Here is a 20811-nt window from a genome sequence, read left to right on the forward strand (position 1 = left end):
AGCCTGCCGCTAGCGTTCATCCTGAGCCAGGATCAAACTCTTCATCGTATATTTTTATATTATATCTCAACGAAATCTATCGGTTCTTTTTCGAATCTTCCGATTCTACTGCTCTTATTCTTTTTGTTTTAAGACCTCTCTTAAAACGGCTGTCAATTCAATATGTCTACGAACGTATCTTTCTTTTTGTCTTCGCCTGTGTTTCAAAGCGGGTGCAAAACTAAAAATTCTTTTTGTCTCCTGCAAGAAAAACCTAAAAAAATTTGAAACTTTTTTTTCGTCCCATTTTTTCGTTTTTCCTCCCAGTCTGTCAATGAATTTTCCCTGTTTTGCGGGGTGCAAATATAAAAAGCATTTTCAAATCCCGCAAGCTTTTCCGAATCTTTTTTCAGAAAATTTCTTTTCATCCGATTCTTCTTTCCTGCCAGTATTTCGATGAGCGCCTTTCGCTGTTGCGGGTGCAAAAGTAGAACCTTTTTCCGCTTGCGCAAGCTTTTTATCCGCTTTTTTTGATCTTTTTCTAAACTTTTTCCTAACTCGCTGATAGCGGATTCTTTACAATCCGTATTTTCCTGAAGAATTATAGGTTTTTTCTGTACTGCAATAAAGCTTCTTCATTTTGAGGGCTTTTTTTGGATGGGATTTTGACAGTTTTCTGCTCTTCATGTCTGGTTTTTGAAGAAAAATCAAAGTTCAGGGGTTAAGCTTCTGCCGTTTTTAATCCCGCAATGGCGCCAAGGCGCAAAGTTCTGCCTTCCCTTTCTTCTGGAAACCGATGCCCTAGCCCCGATAGGAGCGGAAATCCTTTTGCTTTTTTCTTTAAAAAGCAAAAGATTGAAGCGGATAGCGGGAAACAGCTCCTTAAAAACCATAATATTCAAATCATACATATTATATATGTACACAAAAAACAAACCCGACAGGCTTTTAAAACCTGTCGGGTTATTTATTGATTAGATTTTGTTTTAATCGAAACGAATCGCTTTTACTGGAGATATTTTCGTTATTATATAAGACGGTATTAATAAAACTAGAAAACAAATGCCTACCGTAAGCAAATTCAACAATAATATATAAATCCAATTTAAATAAACTGGAGCTTGATTTACGTAATAATTTTCAGGATTTAACTGGATCACTCCAAATTGCTGCTGGATCAACAACAATGAAATTCCAATTAGATTTCCCCAAAAAAGTCCGCGAAGGATTAAATAGAAGGCATTATATAAAAATATTTTACGAACTGACCAGTTATTAGCTCCCATAGACTTTAAAATCCCAATCATTTGGGTTCTTTCTAAAATAAGAACTAACAAAGCTACGACCATATTAATTGTAGCCACAAGAATCATAACCGCTAAAATGATTATGATATTAAAATCAAACAGCTGGAGCCAGTCAAAAATGTAACTGTATTTTTCGACAATGGTTTTTGTATCGAGATTTGAAGACGTTTGTTCGTAAACTTTATTTCCTACTTCTTTAATTGTATTAAAATCTTTGACAAAAATCTCAAATGACCCGATTTGGTCTTCGTTCCACTTATTGATTCTTTGAATATGTCGAATATCACCAATAATATATGTGGCATCAAAATCCTGAAATCCTGAATTAAATATTCCAGCAATTTTAAATCGGCGACTGTTTGGAAGCTTTCCTTGTTCTTCCTTTATAAAAAAAGTATTGAATTGATCTCCGACTTTCAAGTTTAGACGATCTGCAAGAAATCTAGAGATAATTACATCTTCATTTAATGCTTTTGTAAAATCAGGCAGTTTACCTTCTACAATATATTCTTTTATATTATTCCAATCGTAATCGGCTCCAACTCCTTTAAATATAATTCCTTCAAATGCATTTTCTGTTCGTATAATTCCTGCTTTACTAGCCACTGCTTGGATATGACTGACTTCTGGAACTGATTTAAAATTTGGATAGAAATCTTGCTTCTTTGAAATTGGAACTGTTGTAACTTCAGAATTATTATTATCATAGTTCGAAATTATAATCTGACCATTAAAAGCAGAAACTTTATCACGAATTTTTTTCTGAAGACCAATTCCTGTTGCCACAGAAACAATCATCATAATCATTCCGATTGCGATCGCAGAAATAGCAATTTTTATAATAGGTGCCGAAATACTGCTTTTATAATCTTTTGCAGTAATAAGTCTTTTGGCTATGAAATATTCTAAATTCAAATTATGAGTTTTCTTTATGTTCTTTAATTATTCCTTTCTCAAAAATACATCTTAAAAAAGGAAATCAAGATATTATTAGAAACAATTACCAGTTTTTAGTTATAGTGGCAGTTTCTTTTTCATTTCTTCTACAATATTAAATGCTGCTGGGCAAATTTCAACATTTTTCAAAGTTAGATTTGAAATCTGATAAAATTTATTTCGGTCTGTATGTGGAAATTCTCTGCAGGCCTTTGGACGAACATCATAAATCATACAATAATTTTCATTATCCAAAAAAGTACACGGAACGCTTTTCAAAACATAATCTTTGTCCTCATCAATTCGAAGATATTGTTCGATAAATTGCTGTGGCTTTTGTCTAAAATGTTTCGAAATTCGTTCAATATCTGCCAATGTAAATAGCGGACCCGTTGTTTTACAGCAATTAGCGCATTTTAAACAGTCAGTTCTTTTAAATTCTGCATTGTGCAAATCCTGCATAATGTAATCTAAATTCTTTGGCTGTTTCTTTTTAAGCTTATCGAAATACTTTTTATTCTCGTTATGCTTATCTTTGGCTAACTTACTTAAGTTATTTAAAATCTGTTTCAAGTTTAAAATTTAAAGTTGATCTGCAAAATTAAACAACTTTGAACTTGAAACCTTAAACTTTACACTAAAACAATGAAAGATCTTTTTGGGAAAGCGATATTTGATTTTTACACCAAAAATTCGCCCGAGGATATTATTACCGAAACTTCAATTTCTGAAGAAGACGAAATGAGCGTTGAATATCTTTTTCGCAATTATAATGAAATGCCAAAAATTGAACAAAAGGCTTTACAATTGGCAAAAGGAAAAATATTAGACGTAGGATGCGGAGCCGGAAGTCATGCTCTTTCCTTACAAAATGAACGCAGTTTGGATGTAACTGCCATTGATATTTCAGAAAAAGCAATCGAAACTTGCCTACTTCGAGGAATAAAAAATGCTAAAGTTGAAAATATTCTAGATTTTGAAGGAGAAAAATTCGATACTATTTTACTTTTAATGAACGGAACTGGTATTTTTGGCCAATTAAAAAACTGCAATACCTATTTAACTAAATTAAAATCACTTTTAAATCCTGGAGGACAAATTTTAATTGACAGTTCTGATATCATTTATATGTTTGATGAAGATGAAGACGGCGGAAAATGGATTCCGTCTGAAAATGATTATTATGGAGAACTTGTTTTTAATATTAGCTATAAAGGAGAAAAAGAAGAGTCTTTTGATTGGTTGTATTTAGATTACAATACGCTTCAAAATGCAGCAATTTCGAATGGTTTTAATTGCGAACTTGTTCTTGAAGGCGATCATTATGATTATTTAGCGAAACTTTCCATTTAAAACAAACCACAATAAAACTTATGAAAGAACTAGATTTAGAAAAATTAAAATATCCCATCGGAAAATTTATTGCTCCAGAAAATTATTCAACGGAGTATCTTTCTGAAAGAATTAAAGAAATTGAAGCTCTTCCAGAAAAATTAGCAAAAGAAACAATTCATTTAACTGATGAGCAATTGGACACTCCATATCGTCCAGATGGATGGACCGTTAGACAGGTTATTCACCATTGCGCTGAAAGTCACATGAATTGTTACATCAGAATTAAATGGGCTTTAACAGAAAATAATCCTGTTATTAAAGCTTATGATGAAGTTCTTTGGTCTGAATTAAATGATAATTTAACTATGCCTATTCAACCGACTTTAGATTTACTGAAAGGTCTTCATTTTAGATTAGGTTATATTATGAGAAATTTATCTGAATCTGATTTAGAAAAAACTTTTATTCATCCTTCCGATAATTCAGAAAACAAACTAAAGAAGATTATAGGATCTTACGCTTGGCACGGTAATCATCATTTAGCTCACATTACAACTTTAAAAAATTATAAAAACTGGAAATAATTGATTGTCTATTTTTTATACAGTGTATACTCATAATAGACAAAAAATCTCTTCGCTTGAAGAGATTTTTTTGTTTTATGGAATATTAAGATACTTATGTGTTTGTAATGAAACCCTCCATTTTGGATTATTCATAACATAATCGACAATCAATGGGGTCATTTCTTCTTTTTTGCTCCATTCAGGCTGAAGGAATAAAATTGCATTATCGTTTACTAATTCTGCCTGTTCTTCGGCAAAAATAAAATCGTGTTTGTTGTAAATGATCACTTTTAGTTCGTGAGCATTGTCATAAACCGTTTGTGTAGGTAATTTATTTTTTTTCGGAGAAAGACAAATCCAATCCCAAGTTCCTGATAACGGAAAAGCACCAGAAGTTTCAATATGAACTTTTAAATTTCTTTCTTTCAAACGTTTTGTTAGAAGAGTCATATCCCAAGACAATGGCTCTCCACCAGTTACAACAACTGTGTCAGCGTACTTCGCTGCATTATCCACAATTAAATCAATACTTGTTGGCGGATGAAGTTCGGCATTCCAGCTTTCTTTCACGTCACACCAATGACATCCTACATCGCATCCTCCAATTCTAATAAAATAAGCAGCTCTTCCTGTATGCGAACCTTCCCCTTGAATGGTATAGAATTCTTCCATCAAAGGAAGCATAGCTCCTTTATTTACTTCTAATTGTATTTCTTTTGGTAACATTTTAATATTTTAAGAGTGCAAAGATAGTCAATAAAATACGTAACAAAAAAAACCGATAGCTTTTGAACTATCGGTTTTTCATTTATTTTAAAAATCTAAATTATTTTAAAGATTTTAAAGATTGTGTAGCGTAAGCATTTGCTGGATCCAACACTAAAGTTTTATTGAAGTACTCGATAGCTTTTGCTTTGTCAGTATTAGCGTAACTAGCAGCTATATTGTTGTAAGCTTCAATAAATTTAGTTTTTACTGCTGGTTTAGCTAACTCATCAGCACCTTTAGCAGTAATTTTAGTTACATAATCTTCGTAGTTTTTAGTCATTACATCATCTTTCTCTAACAATCTGTTGATTCTTGCTTTGTATAAGTAAGCCTCATCGTAATTTGGAGATGCAACTAAAATTTTATCGAAAGTAGCTTCTGCTTTTGCTAAAGCTGCAGCATCTGGAGCTCCTGTAGATTTATTTACGTTTGCATAATAAACAGAGATACCGTAGTAAACACTGTCATCTAAATAGTTTTTAGATTCTGAGTTGCCAGCTCCAAGTTCAAAAATAGAAGCAGCTTGTAAATATTGTTTTTTACCAAATAAAGCTTTTCCAAAATCAGCTAATTCTTCAACTACTAAAGGCTCCATTTCTACCGCTTTTTTAATATCTGCAAGACCTGCATCAAAAGCAGTTTGCTCTACATTTCCAGCTGCATCAGTTCCTTTTTTAATTTTAGAAAGACCTAAGTATAAATAATCTCTTCCAATTACTTTATTTGATGGAGTTTTGATATAATCTTCGATAGATTTAATAGCTACATCAACATTTCCGTTTTCGTATGCTGCGTAACCTAAATATCTAAAGATTCTAGGATTAACTTTATCTTGAGCAATCATTTTGTTAGCAACAACTTCTAAGTTTTTGTAATCTTTTACTAAAACTAAGAAATCTGCGTGACGCATTTTAGAATCAAGAGAATAATCTGTTAAACTTAAATACTTCTCGTAGTTTGTAATTGCATTTTGTAAATTAACTTTAGAAGTAGAAGGTTTATTTCTAGCCCATTTGTAATATGTTTCAGCAAGTTCTCTGTAAACTGGTCCGTAATTAGCATCTAATGCAATAACTTCATTGAAAGATTTAATAGCTTCATCATACGATTTAGCACCTTTTAATAAAACTCCTAATTGCATTTTAGCTCTTAACAAAGTATTGTCAGCTGTAAAAGCATCACGGTATGCTTTATAAGCATCATTTTGATTGTTTGCTCCGTAGTAAGCATCACCAATAGCCAAAAGAGCTTGAGCATTTTGAGGATCAACTAATAGAGCACGTTTTAAAACATCAGTAGCATTTTTATAATCTGGATTTTCAGAGTTCATGTAAGCTCTAGCGATATAAATAAACTCATTTACATCTTTTTTCTTCATGTCTTTAGTAGCTAAAGCGAAATTTGCTTGAGCTGCCGCTGTATTTTTGGCATCAAGATCTAATTGACCTAAACCAATATAGTTTAAGTTTTTCTTATCAGAAGCTTGTAATCCATTATTGTAATAGATTTTAGCAGAATCTACAACAGATTGATTTAAATAAACGTTTCCTAAAACAAAATTTGCCTCACCATCAGATGGTTTAGATTTGATGATTGATTTAAGCATTGTTTTAGCTTTATCAAATTGCTCTGCATCAATTGCCTTTTTTGCTTGGTTGATATCTTGCGCTTTTGCCGCCGTAGCAGAGGCAACTAGTGCAAGACCTAAAATTTTAAATTTATTCATCTTTTTATCGTAATTAATTTATTCTTTATCTTTTATAATTTCACTTCTAATTTTAAGCTTTCGTCCAGGAGTTTTGTATGGCAATAAACCTGATTTCAAAACTATACGCTGACCGATGTCTCCTGCGATGAATGAAGCAAACCCCATTCCTAGCCCAGAATAGCCTTGACAATTGATAATAAACAAATCACGTGCCAAAGGATATTTCTCTTCTCCCAGGTCGTTTTGTGTAGGACTATAGTATCCAGTACCATTTAATCCCTTTACACTCAAAACATTTATTTTTTTAATCGTTTCTGTCATATCTGGTGTTGGTTGATATAACCAATTTACACCAACAACTCCAATCATTCCATCATTTTCAGAAACAAACTTTATTACTTCATTGTTTGTTTTAAAAGAGAAAACTCCATTTGTTGGAATAGCATTAACCTTTGCTAATTCTTTCATGTAACGAACAGTACTAGAATTAGGATTATCAAAAACTAACCCTTTAATTTTAGAATCTGGCTTACCTTGTATAAAATCGATTACACTTTTCAACGCAATAAGTGTATCATTATTGTTCTTGTTTGAAATAAATGCAATTGCATCTTGAGCGAAAGGTGTTACTCTTGGATTGATTTTACTTTTATCAAAACGAGCTAATTCTTCTTTTGTTAAATTCCGTGTGGTAATTACAACTTTAGCCTTTTGATTTAATAAATCATTAATTACTTCGGCTTCAGATTTTGGTTTAACCGTAATTTTTGCATCATAGTAAGTACCCTCAAAAACTGCAACCTGATCGTCTACGATTTGTTTTACCGTTTCATCGACAGTAATATCAAGTGATCCTTTTAAAATTGTTTCTTTTTCAGTTTCACTTTTGCTTTTTTGGTTGCACATGGCAAACAAAAAGACAAAAACTATCAAACCTAAAGCCTTACTATATTTCAACATAATTATTCTTCTTTTGAATTAATTAATCTTAAAAATCTTATTCCCGAATATACAATTAGTAATCCACCAAAAGCATATCTATATTTTGGTTCCATATTTAATGGTAGTTTTTCCCAAAACATAATCATTAAACCGAGTACAAGATAAATTAAAAAAAACAGTATTCCTAAAACAAGAAGAAATCGCTCTTTGAGCGATTTCTTCTGAATATTATTAAGCATATCTTTTAACATTATTCTGCAGATTGAATAGTAATAGGCAGAGAGTAAAGTACTCTAACTTTTTTACCATTTTGCTCGCCGGGAGTCCATTTTGGACATTTTTTAAGAACACGAATTGCTTCTGCTCCTGTACCGTAACCGATATCTCTTAAAACTTTAATATCTGTTAACGACCCGTCTTTTTCAACTACAAACGTAACGTAAACTTTACCTTTTAAACCTTCTTCTTCTGGAGTTTTGTAATTGTTTCCTACGAATTTGTAGAATTTATCAATTCCTCCTGGGAAATCTGGTTTTACCTCGATACCAGCTGTGTTATAAACGTTGTTATCTTCTTCTACTACTTGAGAAACAGGTCCTGTTCCTACTGGTTCATCTACAGTTAATACTGCATCTGGATCTCCTTTAATAGTTTCGGCTCCAACTTTTTTGTCTTTCAAATCCACAATTTTTGGCGGATCCTCAGTAACTTCCTCAGCTTTCGCTACCACAGGTTTTACGAATTTTACCTGATCCACTTTTGGTGGTGGTGGTGGCGGTGGTGGAGTGTTTGGTTTAATTTCCTCTTTTTTAGGAGGTAATTTAACCGTTGCAATCTTGATATCTTTATTCACATCTTCTTCCGTAGAATCTGGTAAAAAACTTGCAATAAGAGGAGCAGCCACAGCAGCGCTAAAGATAAGTGAACCGATAACAAGTGCTTTCACAGTTGTTTTTCCGTTCGATTTTCTCAGCTCATATGCACCATATATCTTATTACGTCCTTCGAATACGATATCAAGCCACTGATTTTTTATAATATCTAATTTCATATCTCTTGATTTTTAATTTGATAAAAAAGATTATTCAGCTTTTTTATCTATTAATTTCGTTTCCTCTGGTGTAAACTCAGGAACAATCGCGTAAGTTTCAACTCCAGTAATAGCCATCTCGTCTAAGATATCAACCAAATTACGGTAATTTGATTTCTTCGTTGGTTTGATGATTACAATGATTCCGTTTTTAGGTTTCCCTAAAGCTGTAGAATAAGCTAAAACATTTTTCTTTTGTTTTAACAGTTCTTTACGGATACCATCTTTACCATATGCAATATCCTTTGGCCCAACTTTTGGTGTCGCTAATAACCCCATATAGAAAACCATCTTATTATCAGCCCCTAACATTACAGTCATGGTACGATTCTCATCTACCTTCGTGTCCACGTTTGGTTTATTAGGATCCTCATCTTTATTTGGCAATGATAAATCCATCGATTGAGGTTTTGACAACGAAGTAGTTAACATAAAGAATGTGATCAATAAGAATGCCAAATCCACCATTGCCGTTAAATCGACTTTCGAATTCTGCTTCTTGCTTCTTACTTTACCACCTTTACCACCACCGCCGTCGCCGGTATTTAATTCAGCCATTTTAGTGTATTTTTTTTAATTAAAAGTCTTTCCCTCTCGTACCTGTAACTAAGTTAAAGGAATTGATTTTCTGATCTTGTAAGATATCCATAATTTTTTTAATTTTTGGATATTCTTCCTTAGCATCTCCTTTAATTGCAATTTGCAATTCTTTGTCATCAAGGTCAATTGTAGCTCTTCGAGAAATTAGAAGCCATTCTTTTAATTGATTGTCTAAAGAGTCTAAAGGAATCCCAGGTTGATTTGCCTTGGTTCTGTCCGCCGCTTTCATATCAATGATTTGCTTTAAACCTGTAATTGGCACACCAAAATCATCCATAAGAGCAAATTTGGTTTTATCTTCTTCTGAAAATTCAATACCATATTTTGCACCCATTCCTTCAAGAGTTCTTTTACGAACCTCTCTTCCTTTGATGTCAAAAAATACTTTTCCTTTTCCTACTGTAATAATCGCCAAATCTGTATCTGGCAATTTAGTTTGTACAGTAGATGCAGGAGTATCTACAGGTAGTGCCTCTGGCACTTTAGCAGTCGCGGTTAAGATAAAGAACGTAAGCAAAAGGAACGCTACGTCACACATCGCAGTCATATCTGTCGATGTAGACTTCTTTTTCATTTTTATTTTAGCCATTATCTTTTATTTTATTTTTTTGATATAAAATCAAAAATTAATTATTGTCTTAAACTTCCTCTGAATTTTCTGTAAGTATTAACGATTGTAGTACCAGCCTCATCGATAGAGTAAGTTAAATCGTCAATTTTAGCAGTAAAGAAGTTGTAAGAAACAATTGCTAAGATAGAAGTAGAGATACCTGTTGCAGTGTTGATAAGTGCCTCAGAGATACCTGTTGCAAGAGCAGCTTGGTCAGGAGTACCAGCAGAAGCTAACGCACCAAACGCTTTAATCATACCAGATACAGTTCCTAATAATCCTCCTAATGTACCTAAAGATACTAAAGTAGAGATAATAGTCATGTTTTTCTCTAGCATTGGCATTTCTAATGAAGTTGCCTCTTCAATTTCTTTGTGGATTACTTCTGAAGCTTCTTCGCTATTGAATCCTTCTTTTTTAACATCTTGGTATTTTACCAAAGCAGATTTAATTGCATTTGCAACTGAACCTTGTTGTTTGTCGCAAGAAGCGATAGCAGCTTCGATGTTTCCTTCTTTAATACTACCTTGAACACTTTTCATGAATTTGTCAAGGTTAGTTTTTCCAGCAGCTTTACCGATAACAATAAATCTTTCGATAGAAAAAACAACAACCATTAAAAACATACCTAATAATACAGGTACAATGAAACCTCCTTTATAAACTTGTCCTAATGTATTGATTGGATGTCCAGTTTCTGGATTACCTCCTTCGAAGTTCGCAGAGTCCCCCATGATTACTTTCCAAATAAACACCCCTACTAAGATACACGCAACAATAATGATTCCAGTAATCATTCCTCCCCCATTTGAAGTGCTTTCTTTTTTAACTTTAACGTTTGCCATTTTTTTTAATTTTAATAGTTTTAAATAATTTTTATTTTTTAGTTATATTTAACTTGTAGAGGAGCAAATTTATACGTTTAGTTTAAATAAAAAAACTTTTTTTAATTTAATTGACCGAAATTTAACTTCAATTTAAAAAATATCTCATTAAATTGCCGGCATCATTTTTTAGATAAACCAAAAAAAAGGACTATAATTGGAAAAATTACAACGTTTTAGTAAATATTCAAAGATTCCTTTGATATCTTCTTAAAAAGCTGAGAATTTTTTTTTTATTAAATTTTCAATCAAAAAAAGCTTTTTCTTACTAAAAAAAACTATAATAAAAATGCCCAAACACACAGCAATACTCATATAACCAACTAAATTACAAATAAAAACATGAATAAAAAAGACAATTTTATTGCAGATATAAATACAGGGTATTCTTCTAAAGGTGACAGCATCATTCTAGGAGGCGCAATACTTGATGGTGAGCCACTTGCAGAAGCACATGTCAAAATTCCGCTGAAAACTTTAAATCGTCATGGCTTAATTGCTGGAGCAACAGGAACAGGAAAAACGAAAACAATTCAGGTCTTTTCTGAACAGCTTTCTAATGCTGGAATTCCTGTTTTAATGATGGATATTAAAGGAGATTTTAGTGGTATTGCTAAAGAAGGTAAAGAAGAAGGTTTCATTACAGAACGTCATGCAAAAATAAATATACCTTATAATGTATCATCATTTCCTGTTGAGCTGATGTCTTTATCTAAACAGGATGGAGTTAGACTGCGCGCCACAGTTTCTGAGTTTGGACCTGTCTTGTTTTCCAGAATCCTGGATTTAAATGACACTCAGGCTGGTGTTGTGGCTGTTATCTTTAAATACTGCGATGATAACCAAATGCCTTTGCTTGATTTAAAAGACATTAAAAAAGTAATCAATTATATTACTGAGGAAGGCAAGGATGAAATTGCTGCGAGTTACGGAAAAATTTCAACAGCAACAACTGGAACAATTCTTAGAAAAATTATTGAATTGGAACAGCAAGGCGGTGATTTGTTTTTTGGCGAATTATCATTTGAAACTGATGATTTGATGCGAATCGACGAAAACGGGAAAGGCTACGTAAATATCATCCGCTTGACGGATATTCAGGATAAGCCAAAATTATTCTCGACTTTCATGTTAAGTCTTTTGGCAGAAATTTATCAGAAAATGCCAGAAAAAGGAGATGCGGAACAACCTGAATTGGTAATTTTTATTGACGAAGCGCATTTAATTTTTAATGAGGCAAGCAAAGCTTTATTGGAACAAATTGAAACAATAGTAAAACTGATTCGTTCAAAAGGTGTTGGTATTTATTTTGTAACCCAAAACCCAATGGACGTTCCAAGCGGTGTTTTAGCTCAGCTTGGATTGAAAATTCAGCACGCGCTTAGAGCTTTTACAGCAAATGACCGTCAGGCAATTAAGAAAACTGCCGACAATTATCCTACTTCTCCATATTATAAAACAGACGAATTACTAACGAGTTTAGGAATTGGAGAAGCTTTGGTTACCGCGCTTAACGAAAAAGGTATTCCAACTCCGCTTGTTGCTACAATGATGCGTGCACCAATGAGCCGAATGGACATTTTATCTGCACAAGAAATTGAGGAAATAAATGGAAAATCAAAATTGGTTAAGAAATACGAAGAAGAAATTGACCGCGAAAGTGCTTTCGAAATCTTAAATAAAAAATTAGCTCAAGCAGCTGAAGTTGCAGCACAGCAAGAAGAACAAGCTCCAGCAAAATCGTCAAAATCAGAACCAAGTACTACAGAGGTTGTTACAAAATCTGTTTTGAAAGTTGTTACAAGCGCTACCTTTATAAGAGGCGTTTTTGGAGTTTTATCTAAATTTCTAAAGAAGTAAAAAACTTATTTAAACCATATTAAGTAATATTAGTTCATTTAATTTTACAAATACAAAACCCGACAGATTTTTAAAACCTGTCGGGTTTATTTTGCGCACAGTATTATATTTACTTATTGGTTTAAAAATTTTATCTTTTTTCTAGTAATTCCAGAATCTTATTTTCAACTTCTGGTGTATTCCAGATGTTTTCGACATTTTCCATTCGAAGCACTTCTTCCATAATTCCGTTTTGATAATCTCCAATTGCCAAGGCTTCGGCATACGGGCGATCACTAAAAGTAACACGGCTATAAAGCGGAATCCATTTATCTGGATGTTTGTCTGAAAAGACTTTTTCTATTTTTTTCTGCAATAAGAATTTTTCATCTGCAGTCTTGGTACTCATTTCCAAGAAATTTCGATACGAAAGTTCAGCAATTGCATCTGCATTTGGTTTTCTAGAAATTTGATATTCTGCGAAGATCTTTTTCCAATCATCTCCGTACTTTTCAATCATTTCGTTCAAAACCGTAATATCTTCAAAACCAGCATTCATACCTTGTCCGTAAAAAGGAACAATTGCATGGCAGGCATCTCCAATTAAGGCAATTTTATTTTCGTAAGTCCAAGGAAAACATTTCATTGTAACCAATGTACTTGTTGGGTTTTTAAAGAAATCGTTTGCCAATTCTGGAATCACTTCAATTGAATCTGGGAAATTTTTCTCGAAGAAATCTTCGACCATTTTTCGATCTACAAGCGATTCAAAAGAATTTTCTCCTTCAAAAGGCATAAATAAGGTACAAGTAAAACTTCCGTCTAGGTTAGGAAGTGCAATTAGCATGTACTCGCCTCTCGGCCAAATATGAAATGAATTTTTATCTAACTTATGTGTTCCATCAGGGTTTGCTGGAATATTCAATTCTTTGTAACCCATATTTAAAAATTCCTGAGAATAATTAAACATACTCTGACGCTGCATTCTATGACGAATTCTAGAAAAAGCTCCATCGGCACCAAAAACCATGTCGAACTTTCTTTCTTCCCATTCCCCTCTTTCGCTTTCGCCAATATGAAGTGTTGCATCGTTTAAAGTAACATCCCAAACTTTTTGTTCAAAATGAAATTCAGCTCCAGCTTCTTCAGCCAAATCGATCATTCTTCTGTTTAGTTTTCCTCTTGAAATAGAATAAATCGATTCGCCTTCTTGTCCATAATTCTGAAAATTCAATTTATCGACCAAATGAATTGCACGTTTATCCATCGGAATTGCAATTTCTCGAACCGAATCGCCAACGCCAACAGCATCCAAAGCCTTCCAGCCACGATTAGACATTGCTAAATTAATAGAACGGCCAGAGAAATTTATTTTTCGGATATCTGGGCTACGATCATAAACATGAACGGTGTGACCAGCTTTTTTAAGATAAATTGCCAGAAGCGACCCTACAAGTCCGGAACCAACAACAGCAATTTTTAATGAAGTTTGCATCGAGGAAAATCTAATATTGGGTCGTAAAAATAACTAATAATTATACATGAGCCGTAAAATAAATGAACAAATTGTGTGTAAATAGTGATTCAGAAAGATTAGTCTGTTTTATATCTTTTTAAAAATATAACAAATTGTTGTTTTATTTGATTTGTTTAAAGAAATCAAACAATTACTTTCGCTCTTCATTACTTCATTAGATAAAATAAAAATTCATGAACAGCGAAATAGTACAATCAGACATTATTTTAGAAAATGAGAAAGTGCTTTTAATTCCATTTGAAAACGAAAGGAATATAGAATTGAAAGAAATCATTTTTGATGACGAAATTTGGAAATATATGGAAATGTATGTTCGAAACGATCAAGATTTCGAAAACTATATAAAAAGTACATTTAAACAAAAAACAGACGGCATTTGTTATCCTTTTTTAATAATTGACAAAGCGACTAACAAAGTTGCTGGAAGTACGCGTTATGGCTATTTAAATCACGCCAGTCAAAAATGTGAAATTGGCTGGACTTGGTACGGAAAAGCATTTCAGGGAACTGGATTAAATCAGGCCTGCAAATTTGAACTGCTTAATTTTGGTTTCGAAAAAATTCAATTTAGAAGAATACAATTCAGCGCAGATCTTGAAAATATAAGATCACAAAAAGCCATTGAAAAATTGGGCGCTGTAAAAGAAGGCGTTTTCAGAAACAATTATGTTGATTCTGAAGGAAAAAGTAAATCTGATGTTTATTTCAGTATTATTTTGGAAGAATGGGAAAATACTAAAAAAGAATATTTTTCGGAATTTGTTTGAGACTTTTGAAATAAAAAACAACCCAGTTTTTAAGCTGGGTTGTTTTTGAGTCAATTAACCTTCTCGATATCATTCAGCTTCCAAGATTGATCGAACAATGCTGGAGTTGGTCCATAGAATCTTGCTAGTATTTCGAAATCGCCTTTTGGATCTGTCGGAACCCAATTACTTTCTCCTTCTGGCGGTGGTTTTGGCCCAAAGTACAAAGTAACTGTTCCGTCGGAATTCTTTTTAATTCCAGGTGTTTGAGAAGAACGCGCTGCCCATTTTAAATCTCGAATAAAAGTATGTGTATCACGGTTGTAAGCCGTCATTGACCAATATTGTTTTACCGGAACATTTGCAGGAACTATCACTTTATAAGAGGAGCTTCCTTTCAATATATTACCTTCTTTATCTTTTATCGCCATAAGATAATATTGAGATTCTCCTAGATGTTTTGCACTAAAAAAAGCTATCATATAACAAATGCCTCTATTATCAATTGGGTAAATTTCTTTTATACCAAAAGAACTCTTTACACTCTTTATATTCTCTTCATCTGCCGGAAAAAACCAATTAGCACTTCCGTAAAAAGGTTTTATATTTTCGTAATTATAAATAAGCCAGTCCCTCGCTTCATTAACAGCAGCTTTAAAAATTTCTTTAGTTCTTGCATCAGGACTAAAGTTTTGTCCCCTATTTATCCCAATTGTTCTTAGAGGATCAATCATTACTCTATCACGCTCAAGAAAAGGTTCTTGCTGAACTATTTCATTTAATGTTTGATAAAAACTTTCATCATATTTAATAGCGGAATCATAAACTGCTTTTGAAGCATCTACAAATGTTGTTTTTGGCGAATTTGAAGCTTCAGAATAAGGATATAATTTTACTCTTTTGCTATAATCAATAGCGGTTTTGACATCTGAGGGGCTACCGCTTTTTAGAACCGAACGCAAAAGTGCATAACCACGATACGTATCAGACTGCATTACAAAATAACCAGACGGAATTTTACTTTTATCATAACCAGGAGGCAGAATAAGATATTTTCCGCCTTTTCCTTTATCCATTCCTCCAGGCCCAACGTCTTCAATAGCTGCTTGCCAGTAATTCATCACGCTTCCGTTAAAAACGCCATTGTCTGCAGGAGGAATTTCTAAAACTACTGGCCCTTTTTCAGTATTGAAAAAAGGCATTAAATATATAACATCTGGATTTGGAGTAAGAGTTTGATTTTTCCAATTTAATAAACCCGGCCAATACACAATTTGATTGTAAGAACCGTTAAGTTTTTCCATCTCTTTATACATAAGCTGAAAATTTACTGCTGGTATTCCCCAAATAGCCGCTTCGACAGCTCTGTTGTAGAGTATTTTTTCTTTTATATTTTCAGGCTGAAAACTGGTTTGAGGAGTTTTTTCATTCTGATTAACTGCTGTTTCTTTATTTTCTTTTTTACAAGCTGTAATAAAGCACATTAACAAAAATATACTAGGAATAATTTTTTTCATCGCTTCTGAGTTAATTTGTTAGACAGGAATTTCCAATCAAATGTAAAGCATGCAAGGAAAATAAAATTATTCTCACAGTTCTATTAGGTTTCACTTTATAAAATGAAACCATTTTTTTGGCTTAAATTTGAAACAGAATAGGAGTTTTTAATTCAGAAAAATAAATGCAGTTATATTCAGAACATTATGTAAGTCCGAAAACCGAGAGATTCGTCAATAAAATTTGGTGTTTGAATAACAGCATTGGCGAAAGCCTGATAGAAAATAAACTCGTTTTACCAAATGGCTGTTTTAATTTGGCCGTTGTGAGCGGCAATGCAATTGAAGTCCATACGAGTAAAAACAAATGCGAAATGAACGAAGGCATTTATTTCTGTTCTCAAATGACTAATAAAGTGCTCGTTAATATTCGGCCGAAAACAAAAGTTACGATTATTCAATTGCATACATGGACACTTTCAATGTTTCCAAAATACGATTTGAACAATTTTACAGATTCGATTATTAAAATTAATTCAGCTGAATTGCCTTTTAAACTTGAGATTCAATCTGATATTGAAAAAGTATTAAAAACAATAAATACTTATTTTGAAGCATTAGCAGATTCAAATCAAAATACAATTGAAAAAATCTGTGAAATTATAAGACTTCATGAAGATGAAATTTCAGTTTCAGAAATAGGAAAATTGTTGAATTCTTCGCAGCGATTACTTCAAATAAAATTTAAAACGGCGACTGGGCTTACGATTAAAAAATACATTCAGATTTTAAAATTCAGAAAATCGGTTGATCAAATGCTGAATGCCGATTTAGAGAAAATGAGTTTAACCGAAATTGCGCTTTACAATAAATATTTCGATCAATCGCACTTTATCAGAAAGTTTAAAGACGTGACTAAAATAACTCCAAAAATGTTTAATCCAGAAATGTATTTTCTTTCGCAAAAAAGATAAGATTTCGCATTTGTACAATTTTGTTAATCTTGATTGATTTATTTTTGTAAAATCATCAATCAATCAACAAAATGAAAATCATCCATCACATTCATTTTCAATTAAAAACCTTCTTAATTGGAATTTTAGCTTTCTCTTTTCAAACCGTTTTTTCGCAAGAAGAAAAAAACTCCGAATTGTACAAAACCATCATGTCGCTCGACAGTTTGCTTTTTGATGTCGGTTTTAATACCTGCGACATTTCTGTATCTGAAAGCCTTTGTAGCGATCAATTAGAATTTTACCATGATAAAAACGGACTTTCGAATAAAGCGGATTTTGTAAAAACGATGAAAAGCGGTTTATGCGCTTCTCCAACAACGTATCAATCTAGAAGAGAACTAGTTGATGAAAGCACTAAAATTTATCCGTTATATAAAAACGGAGTTTTGTATGCTGCTTTACAAACTGGAATTCATTATTTCTATGAAAACAAGACAAACAAAGGCGAACCGTTCTTAAAGAAAAACGAAAAATTAGTTGGAAAAGCAAGGTTTTCACATCTTTGGGTTCTAGAAAACAACGTTTGGAAATTGAAACGAATTTTAAGTTACGATCATCAACCCACTAATTCGATAGAAGAAAAAAACAGTCTTTTTGACAATGATGCAGAAACTGAAAAATGGCTAAAAGAAAATAATGTTCCGACTTTAGGACTTGGAATTATTTCTGACGGAAAACTAAAACAGGTAAAAGTTTTTGGCAATCTTAAAAGAGGCGTTGCTGCGCCATATAATACGATTTGGAATGTCGCTTCGTTGACCAAACCTGTTACGGCAATTGTAACTTTAAAACTAGTTTCGCAAGGAAAATGGGATTTAGACGAACCGCTTGATAAATATTGGATTGATCCAGATATTGCTAAAGATCCGAATCATAAATTATTGACTACAAGAATTATTTTAAGCCATCAAACTGGTTTTCCGAATTGGAGGTATTTGAACGAATCTAAAAAACTGGATTTCAAGTTCAAACCCGGAACACAATATCAATATTCTGGAGAAGGCATGGAATATTTGCGAAAAGCTTTAGAAAAGAAATTCCATAAAACTTTAGATCAATTGGCTTCAGAATTAGTTTTTGATCCTTTGAAAATGGCCGATTCTCAATTGATCTGGAATGATAAAATTGATCTTTCGAGATATGCAACTAATTATGATAAAGACGGAAATGCTTATGAACCAACTAAAAATAAAACGGCAAGCGCCGCAGACGATCTTTTGACTACAGTTGAAGATTATGGCAAATTTTTATCAAGCGTAATGAACAGCGAAGGCTTAAGCCAAAAGGTTTTTGACGAAATGGTTTCGCATCAAGTCCAAACAAAAAAAAACAAATATTTTGGTTTGGGTTTTGAAATCTATGATTTAGGAAACGAAAATTACGCGCTTTCTCATGGCGGAGCTGATAAAGGTGTTCAGACTATCGTTTTTATGCTTCCAAAAACAAAGCAAGGTTTAATCATTTTTACGAATGTTGACGATGGCTACAAAGTTTATGAAAATATCCTCGTTCATTATCTAGGAGAAAACGGCAGAAAAATAATCGATATCGAAACCAAATAATTTCTATCACAATCAGATATTAACCTTAATCTGAGTAACATGCTAAAATTATTTATCCTTTTATTATTATATATAAGTAAAGTTTTAACTACTTAATATTCTTGAAAATATTTGTTAGTTATGAGCATAGGCCAGCTTTTAAAGTTACTTTGGTCTGTGCTCTACTTTTTTATATTTTGAAAAAAAATAAAAAAAATGGATTAATCTTGAAACCAATTCGCAAAATGATCGTCTAAACTTTTATCAGCATTAATTTTATTCAAGTAAAAATCGTAATTTCGATTTAACCTATTGAATATCTTTTTATTACGAAGTTTCAATCATCAATCAAAAACGAATCAATCATTAATCTAAACCATAATCAATCCATTATGAAAAAATCAATCAAACTTATTGCGCTCTTTGTCGCTTTTCAACTCTCAATGGTGAGCATTTTTGCTCAAAATAAAGCACAGCAAATCGAACAGCTTTTAAGCAAATACAACGAATACGGACAATTTAATGGTTCTGCATTGGTAGCTGAAAACGGAAAAGTGATATTCAAAAAAGGTTTTGGTTCTGCTAACATGGAATGGAATATTCCAAATCAGCCTGATACGAAATTTAGATTGGGTTCTATCAGTAAACAATTTACTGCGCTTTTAATTGTAAAATTAGCAGAAGAAGGAAAAATAAAACTGGATGTTCCAATTACTACTTACCTTCCAGATTATCCAAAAGAAAATGGCGATAAAATCACGATTCATCATTTATTGACGCATACTTCAGGAATTCCGAATTATACCAATTCACCAAATTTCTTTAAAGATAAAGCTAGAAATCCTTACACTCCAGCAGAATTTGTAAAAACGTTCTCAAGTTTGCCCCTTGAATTTGCGCCAGGTGAAAAATTCAATTACTGCAATTCTGGTTATTTCTTATTGGGATATATTATCGAAAAAATTACAGGTAAAACCTACGAGCAATATTTACAGGAAACTATTTTCACACCTTTAAAAATGGTTAATTCTGGATACGATCACAGCGATGTAATTTTAAAAAACAGAGCTGCTGGTTATGAAAGAAAAGGAAAATTAATTAGCAATGCACCTTATGTTGATATGAGTATTCCGTATGCCGCAGGATCTTTATACTCAACAGTAGAAGATTTATATTTATGGGATCAGGCACTTTATACCAATAAATTGCTTTCAGAAAAATCAATGGAATCTTTATTCAAACCTTACATAAAAGTTGGAGACGCCTCTTATGGTTATGGATGGTTTGTGGATGAATTTGATAATGGAGATAAAGGCAAACTGAAGATGGTTGGTCATGGCGGTGGAATAAATGGCTTTAATACCATCATTTCACGCATTTTTACAGATAAAAACTTGGTAGTTTTATTAAACAATACTGGTGGAACTGTTTTAGGTGAAATGACCGATGCAATTCAAGCTATACTGTACAACAAACCATTTGAGCAACCAAAAAAATCATTGGCGCTTGAATTATTAGATGTTTATACAGAAAAAGGTGCTGTTGCAGGAACTGAGACTTTTAAAAAGCTAAAAAATGATCCGTCTTATGCTATTAAGGAAGATGATATGAACAGAGTTGGATATCAGTTACTGCAAACTGGGAAAAAGAAAGAAGCTATTGAAATTTTCAAAATCAATGTAGAAACTTTCCCTAAATCTGGAAATGTTTATGATAGTTTAGGCGAAGCTTATTTAGCTGATGGTGATAAAAAATTAGCGATTTCAAATTATAAAAAATCCGTTGAATTAGATCCAACAAATGAAAACGGTAAAAAAGTTCTAGACGAGCTTTTAAAAAATAAAGCCAAGTAATTTTTTAGAAAATAATTTAAAAAAAAGCTCCGATAAATAAGATTTTATAGGAGCTTTT

General features: G+C 32.6%; 20 protein-coding genes. 7 read left to right on the forward strand and 13 right to left on the reverse strand.

Features of this window, described 5'->3' with window-relative positions:
• Positions 1-203: 203 nt before the first annotated feature.
• The 3 genes from DM444_RS23630 to DM444_RS11880 all read right to left on the reverse strand — a co-directional run bounded on the left by DM444_RS23630 (position 204) and on the right by DM444_RS11880 (position 2795).
• The gene (locus DM444_RS23630) at positions 204-464 is read right to left on the reverse strand and encodes a hypothetical protein (RefSeq protein ID WP_162614958.1); all 261 of its coding nucleotides are present in this window, start codon (positions 462-464) and stop codon (positions 204-206) included.
• A gap of 501 nt (positions 465-965) precedes the next feature.
• Positions 966-2201: an ABC transporter permease gene (locus DM444_RS11875; RefSeq protein ID WP_111286899.1), complete on the reverse strand. Its 1236-nt coding sequence runs from the start codon at positions 2199-2201 to the stop codon at positions 966-968.
• Between the two features lie 99 nt (positions 2202-2300).
• The gene (locus DM444_RS11880) at positions 2301-2795 is read right to left on the reverse strand and encodes a YkgJ family cysteine cluster protein (protein ID WP_111286901.1); all 495 of its coding nucleotides are present in this window, start codon (positions 2793-2795) and stop codon (positions 2301-2303) included.
• Positions 2796-2867: 72 nt separating this feature from the next.
• On the opposite strand from DM444_RS11880, the gene DM444_RS11885 reads away from it, so the two are divergent.
• A complete protein-coding gene (locus tag DM444_RS11885; protein ID WP_111286903.1) occupies positions 2868-3575 on the forward strand; it encodes a class I SAM-dependent methyltransferase in 708 nt (235 codons plus the stop codon).
• 20 nt (positions 3576-3595) lie between these two features.
• Entirely contained in the window at positions 3596-4141 is a 546-nt protein-coding gene (locus tag DM444_RS11890) for a YfiT family bacillithiol transferase (RefSeq protein WP_111286905.1), read from the forward strand.
• A gap of 75 nt (positions 4142-4216) precedes the next feature.
• On the opposite strand, the gene DM444_RS11895 is transcribed toward DM444_RS11890, so the two are convergent.
• From DM444_RS11895 to DM444_RS11930, 8 genes are all read right to left on the reverse strand, one after another.
• On the reverse strand, positions 4217-4849 hold the full coding sequence (locus DM444_RS11895) for a 7-carboxy-7-deazaguanine synthase QueE (protein ID WP_111286907.1): 633 nt from the start codon (positions 4847-4849) through the stop codon (positions 4217-4219).
• A gap of 100 nt (positions 4850-4949) precedes the next feature.
• A complete protein-coding gene (locus DM444_RS11900) occupies positions 4950-6617 on the reverse strand; it encodes a tetratricopeptide repeat protein (protein ID WP_111286909.1) in 1668 nt (555 codons plus the stop codon).
• A gap of 18 nt (positions 6618-6635) precedes the next feature.
• Positions 6636-7559, reverse strand: a complete 924-nt coding sequence (locus DM444_RS11905; protein WP_111286911.1) for a PstS family phosphate ABC transporter substrate-binding protein — start codon at positions 7557-7559, stop codon at positions 6636-6638.
• 2 nt (positions 7560-7561) lie between these two features.
• Complete coding sequence (locus DM444_RS11910; protein ID WP_111286913.1) at positions 7562-7792, reverse strand: hypothetical protein; 231 nt, start codon at positions 7790-7792, stop codon at positions 7562-7564.
• On the reverse strand, positions 7792-8592 hold the full coding sequence (locus DM444_RS11915; protein ID WP_111286915.1) for an energy transducer TonB: 801 nt from the start codon (positions 8590-8592) through the stop codon (positions 7792-7794). Before DM444_RS11915 ends, DM444_RS11910 begins: the two co-directional genes overlap by 1 nt.
• A gap of 30 nt (positions 8593-8622) precedes the next feature.
• Positions 8623-9189: an ExbD/TolR family protein gene (locus DM444_RS11920; protein WP_111286917.1), complete on the reverse strand. Its 567-nt coding sequence runs from the start codon at positions 9187-9189 to the stop codon at positions 8623-8625.
• Between the two features lie 19 nt (positions 9190-9208).
• Positions 9209-9820 (reverse strand): ExbD/TolR family protein, encoded by a 612-nt coding sequence (locus DM444_RS11925; RefSeq protein ID WP_111286919.1) that lies wholly within the window; start codon positions 9818-9820, stop codon positions 9209-9211.
• Positions 9821-9861: 41 nt separating this feature from the next.
• Complete coding sequence (locus DM444_RS11930; protein ID WP_008464979.1) at positions 9862-10686, reverse strand: MotA/TolQ/ExbB proton channel family protein; 825 nt, start codon at positions 10684-10686, stop codon at positions 9862-9864.
• A gap of 381 nt (positions 10687-11067) precedes the next feature.
• Here DM444_RS11930 and DM444_RS11935 point away from each other — a divergent pair, with 381 nt between their 5' ends.
• The gene (locus DM444_RS11935; protein WP_111286921.1) at positions 11068-12585 is read left to right on the forward strand and encodes a helicase HerA-like domain-containing protein; all 1518 of its coding nucleotides are present in this window, start codon (positions 11068-11070) and stop codon (positions 12583-12585) included.
• 130 nt (positions 12586-12715) lie between these two features.
• Here the strand turns inward: DM444_RS11935 and DM444_RS11940 are convergent, their stop codons facing one another.
• Entirely contained in the window at positions 12716-14059 is a 1344-nt protein-coding gene (locus tag DM444_RS11940; protein WP_111286923.1) for an FAD-dependent oxidoreductase, read from the reverse strand.
• Positions 14060-14274: 215 nt separating this feature from the next.
• Here DM444_RS11940 and DM444_RS11945 point away from each other — a divergent pair, with 215 nt between their 5' ends.
• Positions 14275-14868 carry a GNAT family N-acetyltransferase gene (locus tag DM444_RS11945; RefSeq protein ID WP_111286925.1) on the forward strand — a complete coding sequence of 198 codons (594 nt, stop codon included), beginning with the start codon at positions 14275-14277 and terminating at the stop codon, positions 14866-14868.
• Positions 14869-14918: 50 nt separating this feature from the next.
• On the opposite strand, the gene DM444_RS11950 is transcribed toward DM444_RS11945, so the two are convergent.
• Positions 14919-16364 carry a DUF1214 domain-containing protein gene (locus DM444_RS11950; RefSeq protein ID WP_111286927.1) on the reverse strand — a complete coding sequence of 482 codons (1446 nt, stop codon included), beginning with the start codon at positions 16362-16364 and terminating at the stop codon, positions 14919-14921.
• A gap of 164 nt (positions 16365-16528) precedes the next feature.
• On the opposite strand from DM444_RS11950, the gene DM444_RS11955 reads away from it, so the two are divergent.
• From DM444_RS11955 to DM444_RS11965, 3 genes are all read left to right on the forward strand, one after another.
• Entirely contained in the window at positions 16529-17317 is a 789-nt protein-coding gene (locus DM444_RS11955; protein WP_111286929.1) for a helix-turn-helix domain-containing protein, read from the forward strand.
• 71 nt (positions 17318-17388) lie between these two features.
• Positions 17389-18921 carry a serine hydrolase gene (locus DM444_RS11960; protein ID WP_111286931.1) on the forward strand — a complete coding sequence of 511 codons (1533 nt, stop codon included), beginning with the start codon at positions 17389-17391 and terminating at the stop codon, positions 18919-18921.
• 371 nt (positions 18922-19292) lie between these two features.
• Entirely contained in the window at positions 19293-20753 is a 1461-nt protein-coding gene (locus DM444_RS11965; RefSeq protein WP_111286933.1) for a serine hydrolase, read from the forward strand.
• Positions 20754-20811: the final 58 nt, after the last annotated feature.

It is taken from the genome of Flavobacterium ginsenosidimutans (assembly GCF_003254625.1).
Classification (GTDB): Bacteria; Bacteroidota; Bacteroidia; order Flavobacteriales; family Flavobacteriaceae; genus Flavobacterium; species Flavobacterium ginsenosidimutans.